The following is a 22,675-nucleotide window of genomic DNA, read 5'->3' as shown; positions in this document are numbered from 1 at the left end:
GATGATTACTAAACCTAAAGATCAAATTAAGACGTCACAAGCGGCTGTTATTCTTATCAATTATGTACTTGCAGCAGGCATTCTCACCTTGCCTAGAACAGCTGCGGAGAAAGTGAAGACACCGGATGTTTGGATAACTGTTATTTTAGGCGGGATGATTGCGATGGTTGCAGGATTGATTATGGTCAAATTAAGCCAACAGTTTCCCGAAAAAACATTTTATCAATACAACCAAGACATTGTAGGAAAATGGGTAGGCGGGTTATTGAGCCTATTATTAATAGGTTACTTTATTAACCTTTCCTCATTTGAAGTTAGAGTGCTAGAAGAAGTAACGAGTTTTTTTTTACTGGAAGGCACCCCTGGCTGGGCTATTATTATGACATTTATGTGGGTGAGTCTTTATTTGATGTTAGGCGGAATAAACCCAATGGCTCGTCTGTTTGAAATTATATTCCCAATTACGGTCTTCCTTTTTTTGCTGACTGCCTTCATGAGTATCGGAATATTTGAGATAGATAATCTTCGTCCAGTACTAGGATTAGGAATTATGCCAGTGCTAAAAGGGATAAAAACAACAACTCTTGCGTATTCAGGATTTGAAATTATGTTGCTCCTTTTGGCATTCATGAAAGAGCCAAACAAGGCTGCAAAGGTTGTTCTAGTCGGAGCTCTCATTCCCTTGATTTTTTATGTTATTACAGTTGTGATGGTAATTGGGGCGTTTTCCGTCGATGGAGTGATAACGAGAACATGGCCAACGTTTGATCTCATGCGAAGTTTTGAAATTCCTGGCTTAATATTTGAACGTTTCGAATCTTTATTACTTGTAATATGGATTATGCAAATCTTTTCAACTTATACAATCTGCTATTATGCTGCTGCTTTGGGGCTGGCTCAACTCTTTAAAAAGAACATTCATTCGTTTATGTATGGGTTACTTCCGTTTGTTTACATCATTTCCATAACTCCCAAAAATACCAATGATCTATTTAAATTCGGGGATATGATTGGTAATGCTGCTTTGGTATTATTCGGTGTATTGCCATTGCTTCTTCTCATAATCTTCAAATGGAGGAAGAGAAAGAATGAAACAAAGTCTTAATCATATACGGTTCCTCCTGATTGTACCGTGGGTTCTTTTACTTCTGTCTCTTACAGGATGCTGGAGCAGCCATGAAATTGAAGAGTTGGGCTTCGAGGTAGGTTTGGCATTTGATAAAGGAAAGGAGTCGACTGTTGAGAAAAAATTTCAAAAACAAGGCGGAGGGTATTCAAAGAAGAATATTATAACATCGACCTATCAATTTGTTGAACCGCAATCATCAAGTGGAGGAGGAAAGGCCGGATCATCGCAACAAAAAGCTTACAAGAATGTTTCTGAAACCGGAGATTCTCTCCACCAAATGATTCGTGAAGTTTCATTAAGAAGAGATCGTCCTATAATTTTTCACCACACGAAAGTAATGGTTATTAGTGCAGATCTCGCACGCACGTATAGTTTGAAAAAGTTACTTGATGTTTATCTTCGTGATAATGAGATTCGACCAAGCTGCCTCATGTTAATTAGCAAGGGGCGAGCTAGCAAGACGCTAGAAACAGATGAACCAGGAGAAATTCCGGCGTTTCGTTTATTTGGAATTGCAGATAATCAATATAGGACTTCAAGAATTTTACCTGCTGTTCCGCTTGCTAAATTACCAGGCAAGATGCAATCCGAATCCAGTTTTCTTTTGCAAAATGTGCTTTCGTCAGATGGGGAAGTAAAATTTTCAGGAGCTGCGATAATCAAAGGAAAGACAAAAAAACTGCGCGGCTTTTTGAGTGAAAAGGAATTGGAAGGCTTAACATGGATATCTGGGAAGGGGAAAGGTGGTTTGGTGAAAGGTGTTGATAAAAAGACAGGACAAGTGATCATGTATGAGGTCGCGGCTATGAAAAGTACGATTACCCCTCACGTTAAAGGAAACAAAATTTCTTTTGATGTAAAAATGGAATCAGAGGGACGAATATCTGAAAACTGGGTCGTTTCAGGGAATCCTTTTAAAAATGAGTTTCTAAAAAGGGCAGAGAGAGCTGCTGAGCAAGAAGTAGATCGGCTAGTGAAGCATACATTAGAAAAAATTCAAAAGGAATATCAGGTTGACGTTGCCGGCTTCGGCAACAGATTAAGAATTGAGTATCCTAAAACATGGGAAAAAGTTAAAAAAGATTGGGATGAAACATTTAGTGAGGTTCCAATCAAATACAGCGTAAAATTAACTATTCAGAATTATGGTGCAAAAGGGTCGTAAATTCTTCCTCCTTATCGGCTTTACGGTCTGATTGAAGAGGGGATATTCTTTTGAAATATGTTAAAAATAAGTTTTAAAAAACAGAAAAGAACAGTGAGTTTAAACATCACTGTTCTAACTTTTGTAAATTGGGATTTTGGCTCTATTGTTACTCAGACTCCATATACACTAACAATTTATCTACGTTGACAATTGTCGTTCCATTTACAGCGGCATGACCTTTTCCGAGAATAAATCCACGTTTATTTCGAATAACTTCATAATATAGGTCTAATCGATCACCAGGCTGAGCGCATCCTAAAAATTCTACTCCTTCTAATGATGAGAGAAATCCTAATCCAACAGTATTTTCCAGGCTGACAAATGCTCCGAGTTGTGCAATTGCTTCAATAATTAACATGTGTGGCATTGTCGTTTGTGATTCTGTTATAAACCATTCATTGCAACTTACATTTTTGTAACCTTTTACCCACTTGCCAGATTCCATTTCAACGATATGATCAACCATTAAAAAAGGATGTCGGTGCGGAAGTACACTTTGAATGTTAACTTTGTTCATGCGTTACCTCCTGATTATATATTATAAGTGCAGTTTCTAAATCAAGATAAGAGAGGGAGAACTGTATCAGCTATTCATTCCTCCTATAAAAATAAGTCCCCTGCTTCGAAAAAAAGAGCAGGGAAAAGGTAATTAATTTTTTACTAAATTGGCTGCACCCTCACTAGAAAAAATACCACTATTTTTAATGTTGTTAACTACTTGTTGTAGCTTCTCTTCATTTTGAACAAGGGCAATACGAACAAACCCTTCGCCATGAGGGCCAAACGCATGACCAGGTGTGACAACGACATTGGCACGATCAATTAATGCGTATGCAAATTCTAAAGAAGTCCAGCCTTGTGGAATTTCTGCCCATATGAACATACTTCCAGCCGGTTTTTCAACATGCCAGCCTGCTTCGGCTAGGCCATCAATAAATGTATCTCTTCGTTTTTGATATATCGCCCGGTTTGTTGCGCAATATGAAGCACCTTCTCGCAAAGCAACAGTTGCGGCTTTTTGAATTGGAAGAAAGACACCGTAATCGATGTTTGATTTAAATTGTTTAAGTGTTTCTACAATCTCTTTATTTCCAATCATATAGCCAATACGACTACCAGCTAAGCTATAACTTTTAGATAGAGAGTTGATTTCGACACCAACATCTTTTGAACCCGGAATGGATAGGAAGCTAATAGGCTTTTGTCCATCATAATAAAATTCAGAGTAAGCAAAGTCATGAACGACGATAATATTGTATTCTTTTGCAAAAGCAATAACATCAGTAAAAAATGATTCTGTTGCCATTGCCGGTACAGGATTACCAGGAAAGTTTAATATCATCATTTTTGCTTTTTCGGCAACTTCTTTCGGGATCGTATGTAAATCAGGAAGAAAAGCATTTTCTTTTTTTAATGGCATAAAATACGGAGTTGCACCTGCCATTGCAAGTCCTGTTGCATATGCCGTATAACCTGGATCTGGAACAAGGATAATATCATCTGGATTAGCAAAAGCCATCGGTAAATGAACAAGTCCGTCTTGTGATCCCATTAATAATAATACTTCGTTATCAGCATTTAAAGCGACATGGTGATTAATCTCATAATATTCTGTCACAGCATTGTGAAATTCTTGTGTACCTGTCAATGTATATCCATAATTCTTTTTTTCATTTGTTGCACTTACTAGTGCTTCTCGTACAATATCAGCCGGAGGCATATCTGGATTTCCGATACTTAAATCAATAATTTCATGACCTTCTGCAATTTTCTCTTTTTTATAGGCTGCTAATTCACTAAAAATTGAGGATTGGAATGCTTTCATTCTTGTTGCAAGCGTGTACTTCATGTATAACCCCTCCTAAAAAATACTACTGTTTTCATTAAACTTTGTTTTTAGTATTCATATTCTTTTACTTTTCTGAAAACACACATATTTACATTTTAACATTTTTTTACGAAAATACAAAACTAGCAATTAAAACAAAATTTCATTCACTGTACTACTTTTATAAATAATAATAAAAAGTAATATAACCCCTCTAAAATTTACACATAGAATATGGATTCCTTATTTGGATATATAATGCAAAAAGTAAGGTCACTTCAAAAAAATCATTAAACACACCTATTACAATTTTTTCATAACATTTATTACTCCTAATAACTAAATTTCACAAATCAGGAAACAATAGAAAATGTATATTCACAAAAGGAGAAATAAACATGAAGCAAATTCCTATTGGTGTATCAAATCGGCATATTCATGTGACAAAGGAAGACTTGGAAAAACTTTTTGGAAATGGCTATGAGTTAACAATAGCAAAAGAACTTTCTCAGCCAGGAGAATTCGCCGCAGCAGAAACAGTTACCATCAAAACTGAGAAATCAGAAATTGCGAAAGTACGAATTCTTGGGCCAGTTCGCAAATTTACACAAGTGGAGATTTCAAAAACAGATGCACGGAAGCTTGGAATTAGTGCTCCCATTCGTTCATCAGGAAATATCGATGGAACACCTGGTATTACCGTAATCGGTCCGAATGGTAAAATTCAAATTGATAAAGGGGTAATTGTTGCTGAGCGGCACGTTCATATGACATCAGAAGATGCGGAACATTTTCGAGTGAAAGATGGGCAATATGTGAGTATTAAAGTAGGTGGAGATCGAGCGATAATTTTTCATCAAGTATTAGTTCGTGTGAAAGATACATTTGCACTAGATATGCATATTGATACGGATGAAGCGAACAGTGGTGATATTAAGACAGGTGACTTTGGTGAACTACTTTCATAATAATGAAAGCCATCTCTAACATGAGATGGCTTCTACATATTTGTTGTTTGAGAAGTATTTTTACTCGGTTGTTTTTGCTGTGATAATGAAACTAAAATAATAAGTAGAGAAATGACACCGAAAATAAGTACCATATATTGCAATCCGATTGTATCTAAGAAGAAACCCGTTCCGAGTAAGACAATTTGGAACATTACACGCTCAAACATATTACGGAATGAAAATATACGCCCATGGTAGCCTTTATCAATTTTCGTCTGGAAAATCGTTGACATAACAGGAAAGAAGCAGCCAACACTAAATCCAAACATACCGAAAGATACAAGTGTCATCCATTTTATATTACTAAAAAAGAGGGATAAGTGAGAGAAAGCAATACAAAATGAAAAAATATACAGTAACTTATATGATGAAACGTGTTCTGATAAACGTTTAATTACAAATGCACCGAGCATAAACGATAAACCTTCAATTGTATAAATAAATCCTTTAATTGTTGTATCATGCTGCATTTCACTAATATTAATAACCATTAAATTAAAGCCACCGATAAATAATAGCGGAATAATACTTAAAATTAGAGCGCGAAATGCAATAGGGACTTCTTTTAAGATGTGAAACACTTCTATAAAACTTGTATTTTGTGATTTCTTTTCATTCGTTATATCTGTTTTCGTATCTTCAAAGTTTAATAAAAAAGTAAAAAAGAATAATAGTGCGTAAGCGGCCATTGAAAAAGCATACATATATTTTAAACTCATTACAACAAGAAGGACTCCGCCCAGCGAGGTACCGACAATACGAGCGATTGTTCCAGTGTTCATATGAATTCCATTCATTTGTAATAATTCATGTTCCTGAACAATAAGTGGGATAACAGATTGTAGTGCAGGGAAATAAAAGGCTGCAGAAATTTGAATGGCGATCATAAATAAAATCATAAATAAAATACTCTCGTAATGAATAGCAAAAAACATAAAAATAACGCTTAATACACGACCAAAGCCTGCATATAGAAGTACTTTTTTCTTAGAATATTGGTCAATAAACCTTCCTGCCATGGGACCAACAAGGACTCCGGCTAATAATCCAATAAACATAATAACGGATTTCATAAAATCAGATGGAACATGCTTTTGCATGAATTCTAGGTTACCTAGAATTCCAAGCCATAAACCTACCCCAGCAATAAATTCACCAGTTAGAACAATCCATACGTTTTTATTACGCCACATAGAATAACCTCTCAGTCTTTAATAGTAGTGAAACTCGTATATAAAACCTCCTTTTTCCATTTCATCTTATAACTGTATATTTTGAGTTAGGGTATATATTAAGGGTTCGAAAGAAGAATTTCAAATTTTTTGATTTACAAGTTATTTCCATTACAAATGGACAGATTAAAATAGATTCATGTAACTATTAATATATAAAATCAATAGGGAAATAAGGATATAAAGGCGTATATAAATATGATGAATGTATACATGGGAGGACTAGATGTGATAAATAAAAATTAGTTTCTGCAGGACTTTAAAACTGTTCATATAACTTTATGAAGGAAAAGGGGATTAAAGGGGCTGATGTAAATGAATAATGAAAAGTTAGTTGTGAACCAATTTGGTCAAAATGCTACGAAATATGTAACGAGTCAAATTCATGCAAAGGGAACGGATTTACAATTTCTCATTGAAAACGTTCAAAACAATAAGAATGATCGTCTTCTTGATATTGCGACCGGTGGAGGACACGTTGCAAATGCATTAGCTTCTTTATTTCAAGATGTCATTGCATTTGATTTGACAGAGAACATGCTAGAGAAAGCAGAACAATTTATTCGTTCAAATGGACATACAAATGTTTCATTTGTACAAGGGAACGCAGAAAAATTACCATTTCCAAATGAATCGTTTGATACCATTACGTGCCGCATTGCTGCACATCATTTTACCAACATTGATCGATTCGTTACGGAAGTACATCGAACATTAGAAAAACATGGTCTGTTTCTTCTTATTGATAATGTTGCTCCAGAAGTTGAAGAATACGATGTTTTTTATAACTTTTTAGAGAAAAAGCGTGATCCAAGTCACCAACGTGCTTATAAAAAGACAGAATGGATATCGTTATTAGAAAGAAATGGTTTACAAGTACAATCATATACCACTTTTGATAAAGAATTTAAGTTTGAATGGTGGTGTGATATGATGAATGTTCCTAAAAATGAAAGAGATGAATTAACACACTATATGATAAAAGCTCCTAAAGAAATACAAGAATGGTTTCATATCACGATAGAAAAAAATGAAATACAGTCTTTTTATACAGAAATGACTTTGTTCGTTGCTAGAAAATCATCTACCTTAAAAAGATAATTCATACTTGCGGGATTTGTAGTAGTCGATATACTTGGTAGAGTAAAACATATATAGTAAGGAGCAACAATGATGATTCGTGTACGTATTGAAGGAACAGAAGCTGAAGTTATGCAATTTTTAAAAGATATGCCTGAGGTACCTGGATATGAAAAAACACATTCTCGTGAACCACGGAAAGGAAATAATCCGAAGTATACAAATAGCAAGAGTGTTTTAGCGTATTTAACATATAAGCAAAAAGAACAAATAAAATAATAGATTACAAAATAACCAAGCCAATTTAGGATTGGTTATTTTATTTTGCATGAGAAAGAGAAAAACTACACTTATAGCTTATTAACTTGATGAATAGCCCATGAGAGCATGAATGCAACATGTTCATGTGTAAATACTGACCTGTTATAAAAATGTTTTAGACTGAGCATCGTTGGTCTAATTAGATTTCCCTATTTTTTTATTAAAATAAAGTACTAGACTAAATAGTAGATATACGATTTTTATACGGGGAAAAAGGACGATTGAACTTACAAAGAACCACCTATAAGCTTGATTATGTGAACAAGAACCCCCCTCCAGACCGCTTAGCTGGAGGGCATTTTTATAAGCTTCTAGTTACATTGACTGCCGATAACTCATGTTATGCCAACTTCACATGTAGACGTTATACAAATAAAATCTTTAATTGCTTCTTATGCAATTATGGTATATATGGTATTTTTTCCAAATAAAGTAAATGTGTGATTAATAATGAAAAAATTAAGAAAGCGGAGAGTGAAACATGAAAAGCAGTAAACGAATTCGAAGTCTAGATATTTTACGAGGATTAGCAATTTTAGGGACCTTAGGAACAAATATTTGGATTTTTGCACATTTAGGGGATTTGAATTATATATTTACCTTTACTCATAACAAGTGGTGGTTATCGGGCGACGCCTTTTTACGAACTTTATTTTTAGCTTTAATTAATGGCAAATTACTTGGCTTATTAACCATCATGTTTGGCGTTGGATTGGAATTAAAATACCAGCAATCGCAACGGTTGAGCCGTCCTTGGCCAGGAATATACATATGGATCTCCTTAATTCTACTTCTCGAAGGGTTTCTGCACTTTACCTTGGTGCTGGAGTACGACATTTTGATGTCTTATGCAATGACCGCGATTATTGTCTCTCTTATCGTCAAAGTAGGAGAAAAAACGATGCGAATAACGATGATCAGTACTGCAGTGATTCATGCCTTCTTTATATTAATTGTTTGCTTAGGTGTACTGGGACATCAAGTAAATAGTGAGTCATTTGCAGCACCTCAAGAAGTCACTAAGCTTTATCAAAGTGGATCTTGGTTGGAACAGGTTCAATATCGACTTAGCCATTTTTGGAATTTGCGGACAGAAGCAATCTTTGTTATTCCCTTTAATATTTTTCTATTTTTAACAGGTGTTCTGCTGATGAGGAAAGGAGCTTTTGCGAACGATGATAATGGACGGAACATTCGCAAAAAGATGATGAAGATCGGACTGTCTCTTGGTTTACCTCTAAACTTATTGCTGTTTATTCCCGGAGGTTATTTTGATTTTCCAGTAAGGTATGTATTTGCTCCGATTCTGTCGATTGGATACATGGGGGCAATCAGCTTGTTGGTTGAAAAATTCCATTCCTTTTCATTATGGAGCTTTCTAGAAAGAGCAGGTAAGATGTCCTTGAGCTGCTATGTATTACAAAATATTTTGTGTTCAGTTCTGTTTTATGGTTGGGGCTTGGGGTTTGGTGGAAACCCCAACTCGTTTACGGTCATTTCTGTTTGGATATTAATCTGTTTGCTGCAGTTACTCTTTGCTACTTTATGGTTAGGTTACTTTACCATGGGACCGATGGAAACAGCACGCAAGCATCTAGTTAACTTACTAATAAGGGAAAAAACATCGAAAAAAGATTTGCAGGCATAAGTGTTCTTTTTAAAAAATGTTTTAGACTAAATATCGTTGGTCTAATTAGATTTCTCGATTCTTGTTTTTCTAATTTAATAAAATAAAGATATAGACTAATTGCTAAATGAGCCACTTGTATTTTTGCCATGTGTAATTTCCTAGCGAGAAGTCACTACAAATAACGCTGATTATGTGAATGGAAAGTTCCTTCATTACTTCTGAAGGGACTTTTAAAGGTTTTACGATACTTTATACTAGCAAAAAGTGCTTTCATGTACAGACAACACCTTTTCAGTCTACAACTATTTTTTAGCAGCCTAATACTTTTTCTATAGTTTAAAACATTTTTTTAATGAAACAAATACAACGAACACAGAATGCATAAAAGACATATATTATTTTGAAAAGAAAACAACTTCTGTTTGGAATAGGTAAAGGATGTTTATCATGCTTGAAATGAGTTACCAAGGGTTAACAGGTGAAGTAATTACAAGATATGATCGAGAATATGAAGAAGCTAGACAAGAATGGAATCAAGCAATTCAAAAATTCCCTTTAGTTATTGTGTATTGTTATACAAAATGGGATGTGAGTAATGCGATTATTTGGGCAAGAAAAAATTGCATAGAAATCCGGATTCGATCAGGTGGACATCATTATGAAGGATATTCTATTGGAAATCGTGTTCTTGTTATTGATATAAGTAGAATGCATCGCATGCAATTGAATGAGAATAAGCATACGTTAAAAGTGCAAGGCGGAGTAAAGAATAAGCAAGTCTATGATTTTATTTCTGCGAAAGGGTATCCATTTCCTGGGGGGACTTGTCCGACTGTAGGGATAAGTGGGTACACATTAGGAGGCGGATGGGGATATTTGAGCAGATACCTTGGACTTGGATGTGATAGTTTACTAGAACTGGAATTAATAGATTATACAGGGAGATTGATTATTGCAAACGAAAAGTCTCATAAAGATTTATTTTGGGCAGGCTGCGGAGCTGGTGGTGGGAACTTTGGTGTTGTTGTATCCATGACATTTAAACTCCCAGCAAAAATAGATAAGGTGACTTTAGTTGAAATATATTGGCCAGATGCTTTATTAGAAACACACAGAGAATTTCTGTATAAATGGCAAGAGTGGATAATTAATCTAGATAACAGAATTACGCTTGGTGCCAGTATATATAATTCAGAAACTGAGGAAATGGCGATTTATGGACGAGGAATATTTTATGGTAAGCCAGAAGAAGCAGAAGAAATTTTACAAATGTTAATCAACATAGACGGCATAAGAATGAATTTAGAATATATAACATTTTTTGAAGCTATTACAAAGTTACAATCATCTTATCCGGAATCAGAGATGTTTAAATCTACAGGAAGATTTGTGTATCAGGATTATGATGAACAGGAGATTAATGCCATTGTTGACCTCATTCAAGAGAGAGCAGCAGGAAGTATTTTTGCAGCAGTAAGTCTATATGCACTTGGTGGAAAAGTAAAAGAGGTGCCTAAAGAAGCAACAGCATTTTATTATCGAGATGCCAAGTATATAATGGGGATTCAAACTATATGGGAGGATGCAAAATTTGCAAAAGACAATATCAAATGGATGGAACAGAGTTTTAAATATATAGAATCAATAACAGAAGGATCATTTGTGAACTTCCCTTATAGCGGTTTGAAAAATTATGAAGAAGCTTACTATGGCAGCAATGCTAAGAAATTACGGAAAGTGAAAGAGAAATATGATCCATTAAATGTATTCTCGTTTCCACAGGGAGTAACGGAATGTCATTAATAATGATTTAAAACAGAGTTTTCGTTCCAAAAAGTATGTTCAAAAGTCAATATACTAACTATGTAATTTCGTAAAGAAATAGCGACTTCAGTGCATAGTTCTATAAGAATGTAGCATAACTAATGATAAATAATTCCGCATTTGTATCATGTATAACTATATTTACTGTTATAAGGAGGAAATAACTTCATGTCATTCATATGGTCATTAATTGTTGGTGGCATTTTAGGATGGTTTGGTGGCTTACTGATTGGAAAGGATATCCCTGGTGGTATTATTGGTAATATAATTGCCGGCATCATCGGCTCTTGGATTGGTACAGCTTTATTTGGAAAATTTGGTCCAGTTATTGGTGGTTTTTACATTGTACCAGCTTTAATTGGTGCCCTTATACTGATCTTTATCGCTAGCTTTATACTTCGCATGATAAAAAAATAAAACAATAGGATTGTTTACTTTCGTAAACAGTCCTTTTTCGTTAATTTTGTGTAATGTTAATAAATCTGTTATGCTAGGGATATACCATTTGGAGGTGTCAACATGAAAAAATTTACAGTTAATTTTCATCAAGAAGATAATGCACAAGCAACAACTGTTTATAAGTTAAATGAAGATGACTTTAACAAAGCAACAGAAGGCGGAACTCGTCATCTGTTTGATTTAGATACAAATGTTGGCTTTTTTGTATTCTTTGATGCAGAAGATGCAGAAGGTAATGAGCAATATTTAACGCTCCAATATGAAGGTGATCAAGAAGAACCAATCGCTTGCTACGGTTTCGATTTAAAGCTATTTTATGAATTTGTAGCACTGTATTTAAATGATCTTGAATTCCAAGGTGAAACAGATGAAGAAGAGGAAGAATACGGTCCAATTCATCATTTAGCGCACTTGCTGTATCATATTGTAGAAGATGGAAAAGAGATTGAAGCTTAATTACATAACAAAGGCTGTTCCTTATGCGGACAGCCTTTTTGTTTTGTCTTGTTTAAGAATATAATTTATAAAGAAATATTGGCCGATGCCACCAATAATAAGAAATACGGCACAAATATTAAATAAGAAACTCCCGCTAAAATGTTGTAATAATAATGCTCCAGCTACGGGACCAAGCATTCGTGAAATATCCCAATGCGTACCGTAAATAGAGAAATAAATCCCTCGCATATGTTCCGGTGCTAATTCTGAAACAAAACGTAGTAAGTGATTTAATGCGATACTCTCTCCGATTGTTAAAATTAATAGTGTGAAAAACAGTAGCCATAATGTATTGGAATAGCCGTAACCAATCGCGGCAATCGTATAGCAAATATAAGAAATAACAATAATTTTTTGCATAGAAAATTTCTCTGCCCATTTTACGATTCCCACTTGCAAAACAATCTCCATAATTCCTTTACATGTAGCCATAAATGTAAATACAAACATAAAATTTGTGAATAATTCCTTTTCAGCATAAAGTCGATAATTCGTTTCCATTTGTGCGTAGAAAAAACTAATCGGCAGCATAAAAATCATAAGTCCAAATACGCTATAATGTTCTAAGAGAAAATGCTTCCATTTCGTAGGCGTAGTTTTTTGTTCATCATGTTGTTGAAGTGGAGCAGTCTCTGGGAGCTGCGTCCATACAAGAACAGAATAGAGAAATAGAGCAGCAGCTTCTAAGATAAAAAGAATGGTCGGATCATCTTTGTAGAAGAGATATCCAGTCGCTGGACCAATGATGGTTCCAACGGCTCCAGCTGTTTGAATGAGAGCGAATACTTCAGCTTGCTTTTCTTTCTCTGTTACATCAGCAATTTGCGCTCGTTGTGCAGGGATATAAAGAGAACGTCCCAGACCATTCATAATGTAGAAGAGAGCGAATGGTATAACGGATTCCGCGAAAATGAAACCAGTCATAGCACTTGCCTGTAAGAGTAATCCAATTAAAATAATTGATTTTCTGCCAAAGCGATCAGTAATACTGCCCCCAAAAAGTGTAAAGACAATTTCGCTAAGCGGTTGTAATCCGAAAAGTAACATGGTAAACAAGGCGTTTCCGTTTAATGCTTTGTTTACATATATGATAAAAATAAGTGCGAGCATTGCTCCAGTTGTACTCGTTAGCAGTTCTCCAAATAACCGAATCCATATAGGCTTGCTATAACGTTTTCCAAATATCATCATTTCATTCTCTCCTTTCTATATGGAAATTCTATGATGGAAAGGAAAGAGGAAAAAGAGTAGAATGAAGCAAAGAAATTTTTCATCTTTTAGGGGGACATGTATGATAATTTTGGATCATTACATACGGCTTTGGCTGCAGCATGCCAAAGGAAAAGAACTTGGTGAAAGCATAGAAATATCGCTGCAAGACATTTCAAAATCATTATATTGTACAGATCGAAATAGTAAATTCACAATAAAAAAACTAGAAGAAATGCAATGGATTAGTTGGTCTCCAGGACGCGGAAGGGGAAATCGGTCTAAGCTTGCTTTTCTACAAGAACCTGCCGCACTTATTTACGAAAGAGGAAAAAAGCTTGTAAAACAAGGAGAAGTTAAAAATGGAAAAGCCTTCATTCAAACATATGCAGAGTATTTTCCGTACATATTAGAACAATTTCAAGCATGGATTGACACACTTTTTGGATACCATATTGAACAGTCACCTAAAGGAAGAATAGATGTTTTACGATTAAACATGCGTATAAACCCAATTACATGTCTAGATCCTATGTATGTTACGCTTCGCTCTGAATGTCATATTGTTAAGCACGTCTGTGATACGCTCGTTCATTACAATGAAATGACAAATGAAATAGAACCTCGTCTCGCTTTTTATTGGGAATACAATCATATACATAAAATATGGACATTTTATCTTCGTAAAGGAGTGCATTTTCATAATCAAAAACCGTTTACTGCACACGATGTCAAGTATACGTTCAAACGTTTTTTTAGTACAAAAGACAACCCTCATCTCTGGATGTTGCAAGATATTGAAAAAATACATATTGTTGATGAATATACAATTGAAATTCATTTACAAACAGAAAATGAATTATTTTTACATATTTTAGGTGGAGAACATTGTTCTATTATTCCTGAATTACAGGAGAAGGAGAATGATCAATACATATTAAACGGAACAGGTCCATTCAAGCTTCTTAAAAATGATGATGCATTACTTATTTTAGAAGTAAATCATTTGTATTTTCGCGAGCGCCCATTTCTTGATCGTATTGAACTTTGGTATTTCCAAGATATAAGTAGTCATAGTGGTTATGAAGTATTGTTAGGTTCTTTACACCATGATAGAAAGAGCGTTAAAAAAGAAACGTCTCAATTAGAAGCGAACGTAACATACATTACACTCAATACAAAAAAGCAAGGTCCAATGCAACATATAGCCTTTCGGCAAGCTTTAAAACAAATCATCAACGGCATGCAAATATTAAATAATTTAAAAGGTGAACGTGGAGAAGTAGCAATGAATCTGTTATTAGGAAAAACAATCGAAATAAATAAAGAAAGTTCAACTAAAGAGTTACTAGGAATTAGTGGGTACAAAGGAGAAACATTATATTTATATACCTTTCAGGATCAAGATCATGTTGAGGATTCACATTGGATTCAAAGGGAATGTGCCAAGTATGGAATTAAGATAGAACTATCTTTTTTAGATGCACATGAACTTCTTACACTTCGAACAATACAAGAAGCTGATTTGATTCATGATAGTGCTACGATGAGCGAACACGCTGAATTAAGTTATCTATATTTACTGCTAACGACAAATAGTTTTCTTCATCAGCATAGTTCTTTCAATTTAAATGAGAAATTGAAACGTGTATTTAAGGAACAAAATCGGAGTGTGCGTATGCAATTGTTAGAGGAAACAGAACAGGAGCTGTTAGAGAATATTCATATCATTCCTTTGTATCGAAATTATATGACGATACATACGCATGAAACCATACAAAATGTAGCAATTAATTCCCAGGGCTGGATTAATTTTTATCATATATGGTTTAAGCATACACATAACGTAACAAAGTAGTAAAACAACGTGCACATACCCATCATTTCTTCGACCTTCATGCGATGAAATGATGGGTTTATTCTTTAGATAGAAAACGGATAAAGCTATATGGAGCATAGTGATAATCTTAGTCTATTTTTATAAAAATGGGAAAATGTATATTTACAGCGTAACAATGTTATGTTACATTGAATAAAAAGAAGGGAGAGCAAAATTTTGAGTCAGGACTTAATTTCGAAAAAAGACTTGTTAGAACTTACTGGAATCTCCTATGGTCAGCTATATAGGTGGAAAAGAAAAAACTTAATACCAGAAGATTGGTTTGTGCGAAAATCAACGTTTACAGGGCAGGAGACGTTTTTTCCTAAGGAAAAGATTTTAGATAGAATCGAAAAAATTCAGACGATGAAAGAAAATTTGTCTCTTGATGATTTGGCGGACATGTTCTCACCAAATGTGAATGAGATTTGTTTAACAAAGGAAGACATTGTACAACGTGGGATTGCTTCAGAATCCGTTGTACGTTTTTTTATAGAGCAAAATCAAGAAATGACTAAATTTCGTTTTGCAAAAATCCTTTTTATTTATATTTTGGAAAAGGTACTTCAGTCTGGAGAGATAAGTCTTGAAGAAGGAAAATTGATGTTACATGTTTTAAATGAGCACTATGAAACGATGAAGAACAAACATGGTGAACTTATTTTTATTCGAAAGTTAGGTATTTCAACATGTTTCTTACTTTCGAGTGTAGAGGATTTATATTTTGATCAGGGTACTAAAATTGTTATACGTTTACCTTTAGTGATTTGTGCAGAAGAATTAAAAACAAAGTTGTTGTGATGGAGGGAAAGTAGTGAAAACTGATGACTTATTAATTAATGGACATGGAATGTCGAACGGAGGGCAGTTTCGCAATGTACAATTAAACGGAAGAGGGACTGTAAATGGGGATTTAGAATGTGTGGATTTCGAATGTAACGGTTCTGGTCATGTAAATGGAGATATAAAAGCTGAGACAGTAAAAATAAGTGGTTCCGGAAAGATAAATGGAAAAGTAGATGCTCTACAAATGAGCATTGAAGGCAGCGGCAGTATACAACAGGCAGCGGTTGTAAAGAAAATAAAAATTTCCGGTAAAGGAACAGTCGGAGGAAATGTATTTGGTGAGGACATGAATATTCACGGTAAAGCAATCATTGATGGGAATTGTGAAGTAGATACATTCAAATCAGAAGGACAATTTATCGTGGGTGGCTTATTGAGTGCAGATGATATTTTTATTGATATGCACGGTGAATGTAAAGCAAAAGAAATAGGCGGTCAAACGATTAACATAAAATATAGGAAATCCGCTTTAAGTTGGCTCTTCGAAACAATGTTTACTACTCGAATGGAAACAGAGTTAATAGAAGGGGACAATATTATAGTTGAGTATACAAACACGAACACAATTCGAGGTAACAATGTTACGGTTGGACCAAATTGTAAAATTAATCTTATTGAATATACAGGGGTTTGTCAAATCGATAAAAACGCTAACGTAAAAGAAAGTCGAAAAATTTAAATTTTTAACAGAAAGGGAAAGATAGCATGAAAGAACAGTATAACCTTAGTTTAAATGGTTCTGGTAATTCATCAGGTGGTATCTACAAAAATGTCAAAATTCGCGGAGAAGGAACGATTTTGGATGATATTGATTGCGATGTGTTTAAGACGTATGGAACGAGTGAAGTGCAAGGAAATGTAAAAGCACACATGATTACTGTGTTTGGAGAAACGAAAATTCGTGGAGATTTGGATTCAGAAAATGTGAAAGTTAACGGTAATCTTGAAGTTGGTGGCCCGACAGAAGTGAAACGTACAAAAGTACGAGGGATGTTTGACATTGGTGAAAATTTTACTGGTGAAGAGGTCGATGTAACGGGTGGAATAAATGTGAAAGGTAACTTAGAAACAGAGAATTTCATATTAAATGGAGGTTTTACAATTACAGGTATGCTGAATGCTGGAAATATTGATATCACTATAAGATATGAGCACAGCAATGTAAAAGAAATAGGAGGCGAGAAAATTACAGTTCGAAAAAAATCATCGTTCTTTCCTTTCTCGAAACACGGAGGATATCTTCATGCCAATATAATCGAGGGAGATGAAATTTATCTTGAATATACAAAAGCTGATGTTGTTCGAGGTAACAATGTTACGATTGGTCCAAAGTGTGAAATCAGTGTGGTAGAATATCACGAAAGTTACAAAAATGCAGATCGATCAATTGTGAAAGAATATAAACAAATATAGTGGTACATTGAAAAACTTGATTTAAGAGCTATTTTTTTTCGCGTCTTACCTCAAGATTTAAAGGGAATTTTAATGAAATTGATGAAAAGCACTCCCTTCATATGAAGAGAGTGCTTTTATTTTAATGATTCAGTAACCTAAACTGAAATTATTCTTCAATAATCTCGTATTCTTCATCTGCTAATAATAAAATTTGTAACTTCTTACCTTTATTATGTACTTCGATTACATCATATGTTCCTAAATTTTTCACTTTATTTGCTGAAGCATTTACCATTCCTTCAACAGAGTCGATTAAAATATCTTCTTCAATGTAGGTTTCAGGTAAAGACATATCTTCAGTTTCTAATACACATGCATATAAATTTTGTAAATCAGTAGCTGTTGGGTTTAATTCCTCAACATCAATTATAGTTTTTACTGCATCTACATGCTCTTCTCTTGGTTGATATACTTTAATTTTTGCCATGTTTTATTCTCCTTTATTTCTTAATCTAAGAGGCTATATATTATTATAACGTTTTTTATGAAAAACATGAAATAGTAATATGGCCATAAATGAAAAAACGTTTTTTTTATTTATATTAGAAAAAATTCATTGCTGTTTTTCTTCATGAATACAATATAACAGAAATGTTTTATATAAGATTTTTCGCTTTCTTAATCCATGTATTGCATATATAATTTAAGAGGGACTAATCGAATTTATGTATATTTATAAAAGAATTGAGGTTTAACGAACAATGACAATAAAAATCATTACAGATAGTGCGGCAGATTTACCAAAAGAGTTGCTTCATACTTATGATATAGAGGTAATTCCGCTTCGTGTATATGATGAACAAGAGAATGAATTTTTAGATGGAGTAACACTAGATCCAATAGACTTGCTTCGAAATATGAAAGAAGGGAAAGTATATAGAACATCCTTACCTTCTTTAGAAACAATTCAAGAAGTATTCACTACATACGCAAAACAAGATGTAACATGCATTTATTTAGCTTTTACTTCTGAACTTTCTGGTACGTATCAATCTTCTGTTCTTGTAGGAGAAGAAGTAAAAGAAGCCTATCCTAATTTTTCTTTAGACATTATTGATACAAAATGTGCGTCAACTGGCCAAGGACTTGTAGTATTAGAAGCAGCAAAAATGGCACAAAACGGAGCAACAAAAGAGGAAATTTTAAACCGTATCGATTTCATGACGGAACATATGGAACACATATTTACTGTTGCAGACTTACAATATTTAGTTCGTGGTGGACGATTAAGCAAAGTAGCAGGATTTATAGGTGGCTTGTTAAATATTAAACCTATTTTAAATGTAGAAGATGGAAAACTCATTCCACTTGAAAAAATACGTGGCCGGAAGAAAGTGTTTCAGCGTATAGTAGATATTATGGAAACAAGAGGGAAAGATCTTAAAAATCAAACAATTGGAATTTCACACGGTGATGATTTAGAAAGTGTAAACATACTAACAGAAATGATTACTCAAAAATTTGGATGTAAAGTATTTGTAGTAAATTCAATTGGTGCAGCTGTTGGAGCTCATGCTGGTCCGGGAACATTAGCTATATTTTTCTTAAATGAAGTGTAAAAAAGAAAATGTCTCTTAAAATAAGAGGCATTTTCTTTTTTATTATGAAAAATTACTAATTTCCAAACTCTTATATGCTAATTATATTTTATGTGAGGATGGGAAAATCTTGAAAATTTTTTCATGGTATGTGCCGTGATGTTTTTACTTATTTCCAATTTGCTGCAAACAATCGAGCTAATAATGAAGGTTGATACTACTTATTCGTTGAGAACGAATAGTTCTATTCTTTTTCTTTAAAAAGGAAATCAACTTATTAAAGAAATGAACACATTCTGTTTACAGCAAGAAAAAGGGAACATAAGTAGAATTAATAATCGTGGATTTGATGTATTGCACCCAAAGAGCACAAAATCAGTAGAATGCACATATAAAAATACAAAATAAAATATTATAATTATTCCATTAAAAAATAATTATAACCAAATCATCTACTAAACAATAATTATCACGACAAAACATTGAATTTATTATATAATTTTAACATAATAAATATTAATATAATAACGTTTAAATTTTATTTTAAGGGTGTATGTTCATGAAAAATATTGATTTTATTCTTGAAAGCGATGAGGCATTAAAACCATCAGAACGACTTATTTTATTACTATTAGAAAAACATAGAATATTATATACGAATGATTTACTTGTTTTGTCGAATTTATCATATAAAACATTAGTAGACTCTTTAACAACACTTGTTAGGAAATCTTATATAATCAAAGAGAGTGGAAAAGGGCGTAAACAAAATAGATATAGTTTAATATAAAAAGATTATTGTAAACTAAAAAACAGGAAGTGCTCACAAAATATGCTCTTCCTGTTTTATAGTTAAAACTCATCCTCATGAATTAAATTCCCTGCATCATGGTCTTTCATTAATCTCTGCTTCAAATAATTTTCTTTTGTTGTACGATCATCTTTATGACCAACAGCTGCTGCAATGATATGTGGTGGTACTTGTTTATAATCATATAAATATTGAACATAAAAATGTCGAAAGAAATGAGGAGTTATTTTTTCATTTTTTGTAAATGATAAATTAGTTTCTTTTATGATTTTGGTGATATATTGAGACAAATAATTTTCTTTATATGCTGTATGATTTTTTGTTTGAAAAATGGTACCACCATGCTTAATACCTAACTCAGTTGGCAAACGGCGACGGATTCGAAAAGCGATTATCCGTTCAAATACAACTTTGTTAATTGGTACAATTCGTTCAGAATCACCTTTCGTATTTACATATAAATAATAACGATTACGCAATGTATCATACTCTAAATCTTCCCACTTCGCATGTGCAACTTCCGCAATACGTAGTCCAGTTGTTGCTAATATTGAAAGCAGAGCATAATTGATAGGATTATTTTTATAATATGACAGCAATTGTTTTACTTCTTCATAAGATAATTCTCTTCTTGGTTTATGTTTTTTCGTTATCGTTGTACTTAGTATGTCAATATATAGAGGCTCTTTAATGTATTCAATTTCATATAACCATTTTAAGAAGGACCGAGTAATTCGTAGTTTTCGACTTATCGTTGCTGGTTTATATGCTTCGTTAGATTGATAGGAGATTGCATCTTCAGCAAGCCACTTTTGATAATTACGAATATGTCGTTTTCTTAAATTTATCCATACTTTACCCACATTGAAATTCTCCACATCCATTTGTAAAAATTCTATATGTTCTCGAATAAAAAAATAAAACTGTGATAAATCTCTAGAATAGAGAAGACGAGATGTGTCTTTTACTCGTTTATTTTTATCAAAATGTGTTTGTCGATTCAAATAATAATATAAAATTTCTTCATCAGAAAAACCCGCATATGAATATGTATGTTCACGTTCATTCTGCTCTTTTCGATCCTCAGCTTGTTTTAAAAAATCTTCATTCCATATTGCAATCGTATTTCCGAATTTTTCTTTACTATTTTTATTGTGTAATAACGAATTATAATTATAAATTGGTAATAAATTAAATTTCATGTCATATCAAATCCTTATGTATTTCTTATGTAGTTTTAATGAAACAAATTAAAGTGTACCTATAATTTATTTTAAAGTGCATTTATATAAAACACAATATTAATTGTAAACTATAGAAAATCACACATTTTCTATGATTTAAAATTGATTTATAAATTTTATTTTTCGTGAGTTGAATTAAAACAATACACATCTTATTTTTAAAATTAAAAGAAATTATATTTGTTTATAATATAATTATAATTTTTTATTTAGCTATGTTATAATGAAATTACATTTTATTTCGTTATTATTTTAAATTATATTTTTATATAAAATATAATTAGATTTAAATAGAAAGGATTTATTTGCATGTACGAGCATACATATGAACAATATATGGATACAAATGAGGTAAAAGAGTATTTACGTATTACAAATTTCACATTTAAAAAATTAATGAAAGAAAATAAATTAACTCCAATTAATAAAGATACTTGGCGATTAGATGGGAGTTTTTTGTTTCAAAGAGAAGAGGTTACTGTATTACAATCACATTTACATACAGAAGGAATCACATTAAACCAAGCAAGTAAACAGTTTCATGTTAGTATGTATCAATTATGTAAATGGATCGAAGAAGGGGAGTTATCCTATACAATTCAAATACATCGAAATAAAGAAACAAAATTTGTACAAGAGGAAGAGGTAAAACAATTAGCTGAAAGATTAGATGACGCCAATGCTCTTTATACATATTCTCGAAAATATAATGTTGTTTTATTTCAAAAATTTATACAAGGAAATACAATTGCTCGTATAACGTCTATTCCTAAAAGAGGAAATATTATAGTAACAGATGAATTTGGAAATGATATGACACTGCAAGAGGCGAAAGAAAGTGGCTTTTTTCCAGCATATCAATTATCAGATAAACCGAGGAGTCATCATCAAAAATTTGTAAAGTTTCGTTTTCTAAAAACACATCATTTACGAAGTGATATTTTTCAGCGAATGGATTACTTATTGCAATATGTATCTCCACGAAATCTTCGAATTTCCGAAGAACACAATTTTTGGATCGTTGAAATTCGCCAATCACTCATTCAAGTTCCTATGCAGTTTCAACAAGAGTGGATTGACTCTCTTATGCCATATATAATAGAAGGAAAATTAGCAAAACGTCTAAATAATAGTATTTACTTAGACAGCAATAGTGTTACGAAAAGCATAGTATTATCTTCATCTGAGTATCAGTCTATCTCAAATATTGTAAATGAAGAAAAGATTTCAATAGAAGAGTTTATTACTTCAGCAATTCGAGAAAAATTGGATCGGCATATAATGAAATATTAAAAGACTTATCATGTAGATAAGTCTTTTAATATACAAAAATTTTTAAGGTATCTAAAAAACGGCCTTTCAGATTCCTTTTTTAGAGGGTTTTATATAAGTGGTAATGATATTATACCTATAATATATGAAATTCTATACAGAGGCTCAAAGAATCCTTAGATTCATTTGGATATATTTAGGTC

General features: G+C 33.1%; 22 protein-coding genes. 16 read left to right on the top strand and 6 right to left on the bottom strand.

Features of this window, described 5'->3' with window-relative positions:
• The first annotated feature begins 1 nt into the window (after position 1).
• Entirely contained in the window at positions 2–1,105 is a 1,104-nt protein-coding gene (locus ACTDJC_RS16565; RefSeq protein WP_440604097.1) for a spore germination protein, read from the top strand.
• Positions 1,089–2,294: a Ger(x)C family spore germination protein gene (locus ACTDJC_RS16560; protein WP_440604096.1), complete on the top strand. Its 1,206-nt coding sequence runs from the start codon at positions 1,089–1,091 to the stop codon at positions 2,292–2,294. The genes ACTDJC_RS16565 and ACTDJC_RS16560 overlap by 17 nt, the downstream gene beginning before the upstream one ends.
• A gap of 148 nt (positions 2,295–2,442) precedes the next feature.
• Here the strand turns inward: ACTDJC_RS16560 and ACTDJC_RS16555 are convergent, their stop codons facing one another.
• The gene (locus ACTDJC_RS16555) at positions 2,443–2,853 is read right to left on the bottom strand and encodes a 3-hydroxyacyl-ACP dehydratase FabZ family protein (protein ID WP_440604095.1); all 411 of its coding nucleotides are present in this window, start codon (positions 2,851–2,853) and stop codon (positions 2,443–2,445) included.
• Positions 2,854–2,985: 132 nt separating this feature from the next.
• The gene (locus ACTDJC_RS16550; protein ID WP_440604094.1) at positions 2,986–4,185 is read right to left on the bottom strand and encodes an LL-diaminopimelate aminotransferase; all 1,200 of its coding nucleotides are present in this window, start codon (positions 4,183–4,185) and stop codon (positions 2,986–2,988) included.
• Positions 4,186–4,562: 377 nt separating this feature from the next.
• On the opposite strand from ACTDJC_RS16550, the gene pduL reads away from it, so the two are divergent.
• Positions 4,563–5,132 (top strand): phosphate propanoyltransferase, encoded by a 570-nt coding sequence (pduL, locus tag ACTDJC_RS16545; RefSeq protein ID WP_440604093.1) that lies wholly within the window; start codon positions 4,563–4,565, stop codon positions 5,130–5,132.
• A gap of 32 nt (positions 5,133–5,164) precedes the next feature.
• Here pduL and ACTDJC_RS16540 read toward each other — a convergent pair whose 3' ends face one another.
• Positions 5,165–6,367: an MFS transporter gene (locus tag ACTDJC_RS16540; RefSeq protein ID WP_440604092.1), complete on the bottom strand. Its 1,203-nt coding sequence runs from the start codon at positions 6,365–6,367 to the stop codon at positions 5,165–5,167.
• 354 nt (positions 6,368–6,721) lie between these two features.
• Here ACTDJC_RS16540 and ACTDJC_RS16535 point away from each other — a divergent pair, with 354 nt between their 5' ends.
• The 6 genes from ACTDJC_RS16535 to ACTDJC_RS16510 all read left to right on the top strand — a co-directional run bounded on the left by ACTDJC_RS16535 (position 6,722) and on the right by ACTDJC_RS16510 (position 12,176).
• Entirely contained in the window at positions 6,722–7,507 is a 786-nt protein-coding gene (locus ACTDJC_RS16535; RefSeq protein WP_440604091.1) for a class I SAM-dependent methyltransferase, read from the top strand.
• 72 nt (positions 7,508–7,579) lie between these two features.
• Positions 7,580–7,765: a DUF3970 family protein gene (locus ACTDJC_RS16530; protein ID WP_098308589.1), complete on the top strand. Its 186-nt coding sequence runs from the start codon at positions 7,580–7,582 to the stop codon at positions 7,763–7,765.
• Positions 7,766–8,288: 523 nt separating this feature from the next.
• Positions 8,289–9,455: a DUF418 domain-containing protein gene (locus ACTDJC_RS16525; protein ID WP_440604090.1), complete on the top strand. Its 1,167-nt coding sequence runs from the start codon at positions 8,289–8,291 to the stop codon at positions 9,453–9,455.
• Between the two features lie 429 nt (positions 9,456–9,884).
• Positions 9,885–11,240 (top strand): FAD-binding oxidoreductase, encoded by a 1,356-nt coding sequence (locus ACTDJC_RS16520; protein ID WP_440604089.1) that lies wholly within the window; start codon positions 9,885–9,887, stop codon positions 11,238–11,240.
• 189 nt (positions 11,241–11,429) lie between these two features.
• Entirely contained in the window at positions 11,430–11,678 is a 249-nt protein-coding gene (locus ACTDJC_RS16515; protein ID WP_098311375.1) for a GlsB/YeaQ/YmgE family stress response membrane protein, read from the top strand.
• A gap of 102 nt (positions 11,679–11,780) precedes the next feature.
• Entirely contained in the window at positions 11,781–12,176 is a 396-nt protein-coding gene (locus tag ACTDJC_RS16510) for a cytosolic protein (RefSeq protein WP_098311374.1), read from the top strand.
• A 21-nt stretch (positions 12,177–12,197) separates the two neighbouring features.
• On the opposite strand, the gene ACTDJC_RS16505 is transcribed toward ACTDJC_RS16510, so the two are convergent.
• On the bottom strand, positions 12,198–13,409 hold the full coding sequence (locus ACTDJC_RS16505) for an MDR family MFS transporter (RefSeq protein ID WP_440604088.1): 1,212 nt from the start codon (positions 13,407–13,409) through the stop codon (positions 12,198–12,200).
• Between the two features lie 100 nt (positions 13,410–13,509).
• Here ACTDJC_RS16505 and ACTDJC_RS16500 point away from each other — a divergent pair, with 100 nt between their 5' ends.
• From ACTDJC_RS16500 to ACTDJC_RS16485, 4 genes are all read left to right on the top strand, one after another.
• On the top strand, positions 13,510–15,285 hold the full coding sequence (locus ACTDJC_RS16500) for an ABC transporter substrate-binding protein (protein ID WP_440604087.1): 1,776 nt from the start codon (positions 13,510–13,512) through the stop codon (positions 15,283–15,285).
• 198 nt (positions 15,286–15,483) lie between these two features.
• Positions 15,484–16,107: a YhbD family protein gene (locus ACTDJC_RS16495; protein ID WP_440604086.1), complete on the top strand. Its 624-nt coding sequence runs from the start codon at positions 15,484–15,486 to the stop codon at positions 16,105–16,107.
• Between the two features lie 13 nt (positions 16,108–16,120).
• The gene (locus ACTDJC_RS16490) at positions 16,121–16,831 is read left to right on the top strand and encodes a polymer-forming cytoskeletal protein (protein ID WP_098311370.1); all 711 of its coding nucleotides are present in this window, start codon (positions 16,121–16,123) and stop codon (positions 16,829–16,831) included.
• Positions 16,832–16,857: 26 nt separating this feature from the next.
• Positions 16,858–17,565: a cytoplasmic protein gene (locus ACTDJC_RS16485; RefSeq protein WP_440604085.1), complete on the top strand. Its 708-nt coding sequence runs from the start codon at positions 16,858–16,860 to the stop codon at positions 17,563–17,565.
• A gap of 148 nt (positions 17,566–17,713) precedes the next feature.
• Here ACTDJC_RS16485 and ACTDJC_RS16480 read toward each other — a convergent pair whose 3' ends face one another.
• The gene (locus ACTDJC_RS16480) at positions 17,714–18,034 is read right to left on the bottom strand and encodes a hypothetical protein (RefSeq protein WP_440604084.1); all 321 of its coding nucleotides are present in this window, start codon (positions 18,032–18,034) and stop codon (positions 17,714–17,716) included.
• Positions 18,035–18,308: 274 nt separating this feature from the next.
• Here ACTDJC_RS16480 and ACTDJC_RS16475 point away from each other — a divergent pair, with 274 nt between their 5' ends.
• On the top strand, positions 18,309–19,166 hold the full coding sequence (locus tag ACTDJC_RS16475; RefSeq protein WP_098311367.1) for a DegV family protein: 858 nt from the start codon (positions 18,309–18,311) through the stop codon (positions 19,164–19,166).
• A 538-nt stretch (positions 19,167–19,704) separates the two neighbouring features.
• Complete coding sequence (locus tag ACTDJC_RS16470; RefSeq protein ID WP_098311366.1) at positions 19,705–19,935, top strand: hypothetical protein; 231 nt, start codon at positions 19,705–19,707, stop codon at positions 19,933–19,935.
• Between the two features lie 62 nt (positions 19,936–19,997).
• On the opposite strand, the gene ACTDJC_RS16465 is transcribed toward ACTDJC_RS16470, so the two are convergent.
• Positions 19,998–21,158: a tyrosine-type recombinase/integrase gene (locus ACTDJC_RS16465; RefSeq protein WP_440604083.1), complete on the bottom strand. Its 1,161-nt coding sequence runs from the start codon at positions 21,156–21,158 to the stop codon at positions 19,998–20,000.
• A gap of 351 nt (positions 21,159–21,509) precedes the next feature.
• Between ACTDJC_RS16465 and ACTDJC_RS16460 the strand changes: the two genes are divergently transcribed.
• Complete coding sequence (locus ACTDJC_RS16460; protein WP_098310342.1) at positions 21,510–22,493, top strand: DNA-binding protein; 984 nt, start codon at positions 21,510–21,512, stop codon at positions 22,491–22,493.
• Positions 22,494–22,675: the final 182 nt, after the last annotated feature.

Origin of the sequence: Bacillus sp. GB_SG_008 (assembly GCF_052038115.1) — a bacterium.
GTDB classification, from domain to species: domain Bacteria; phylum Bacillota; class Bacilli; order Bacillales; family Bacillaceae_G; genus Bacillus_A; species Bacillus_A rhizoplanae.
The sequence above is the reverse complement of the archived record's forward strand: the minus strand, read 5'-3'. Positions and strand labels throughout refer to the sequence as shown.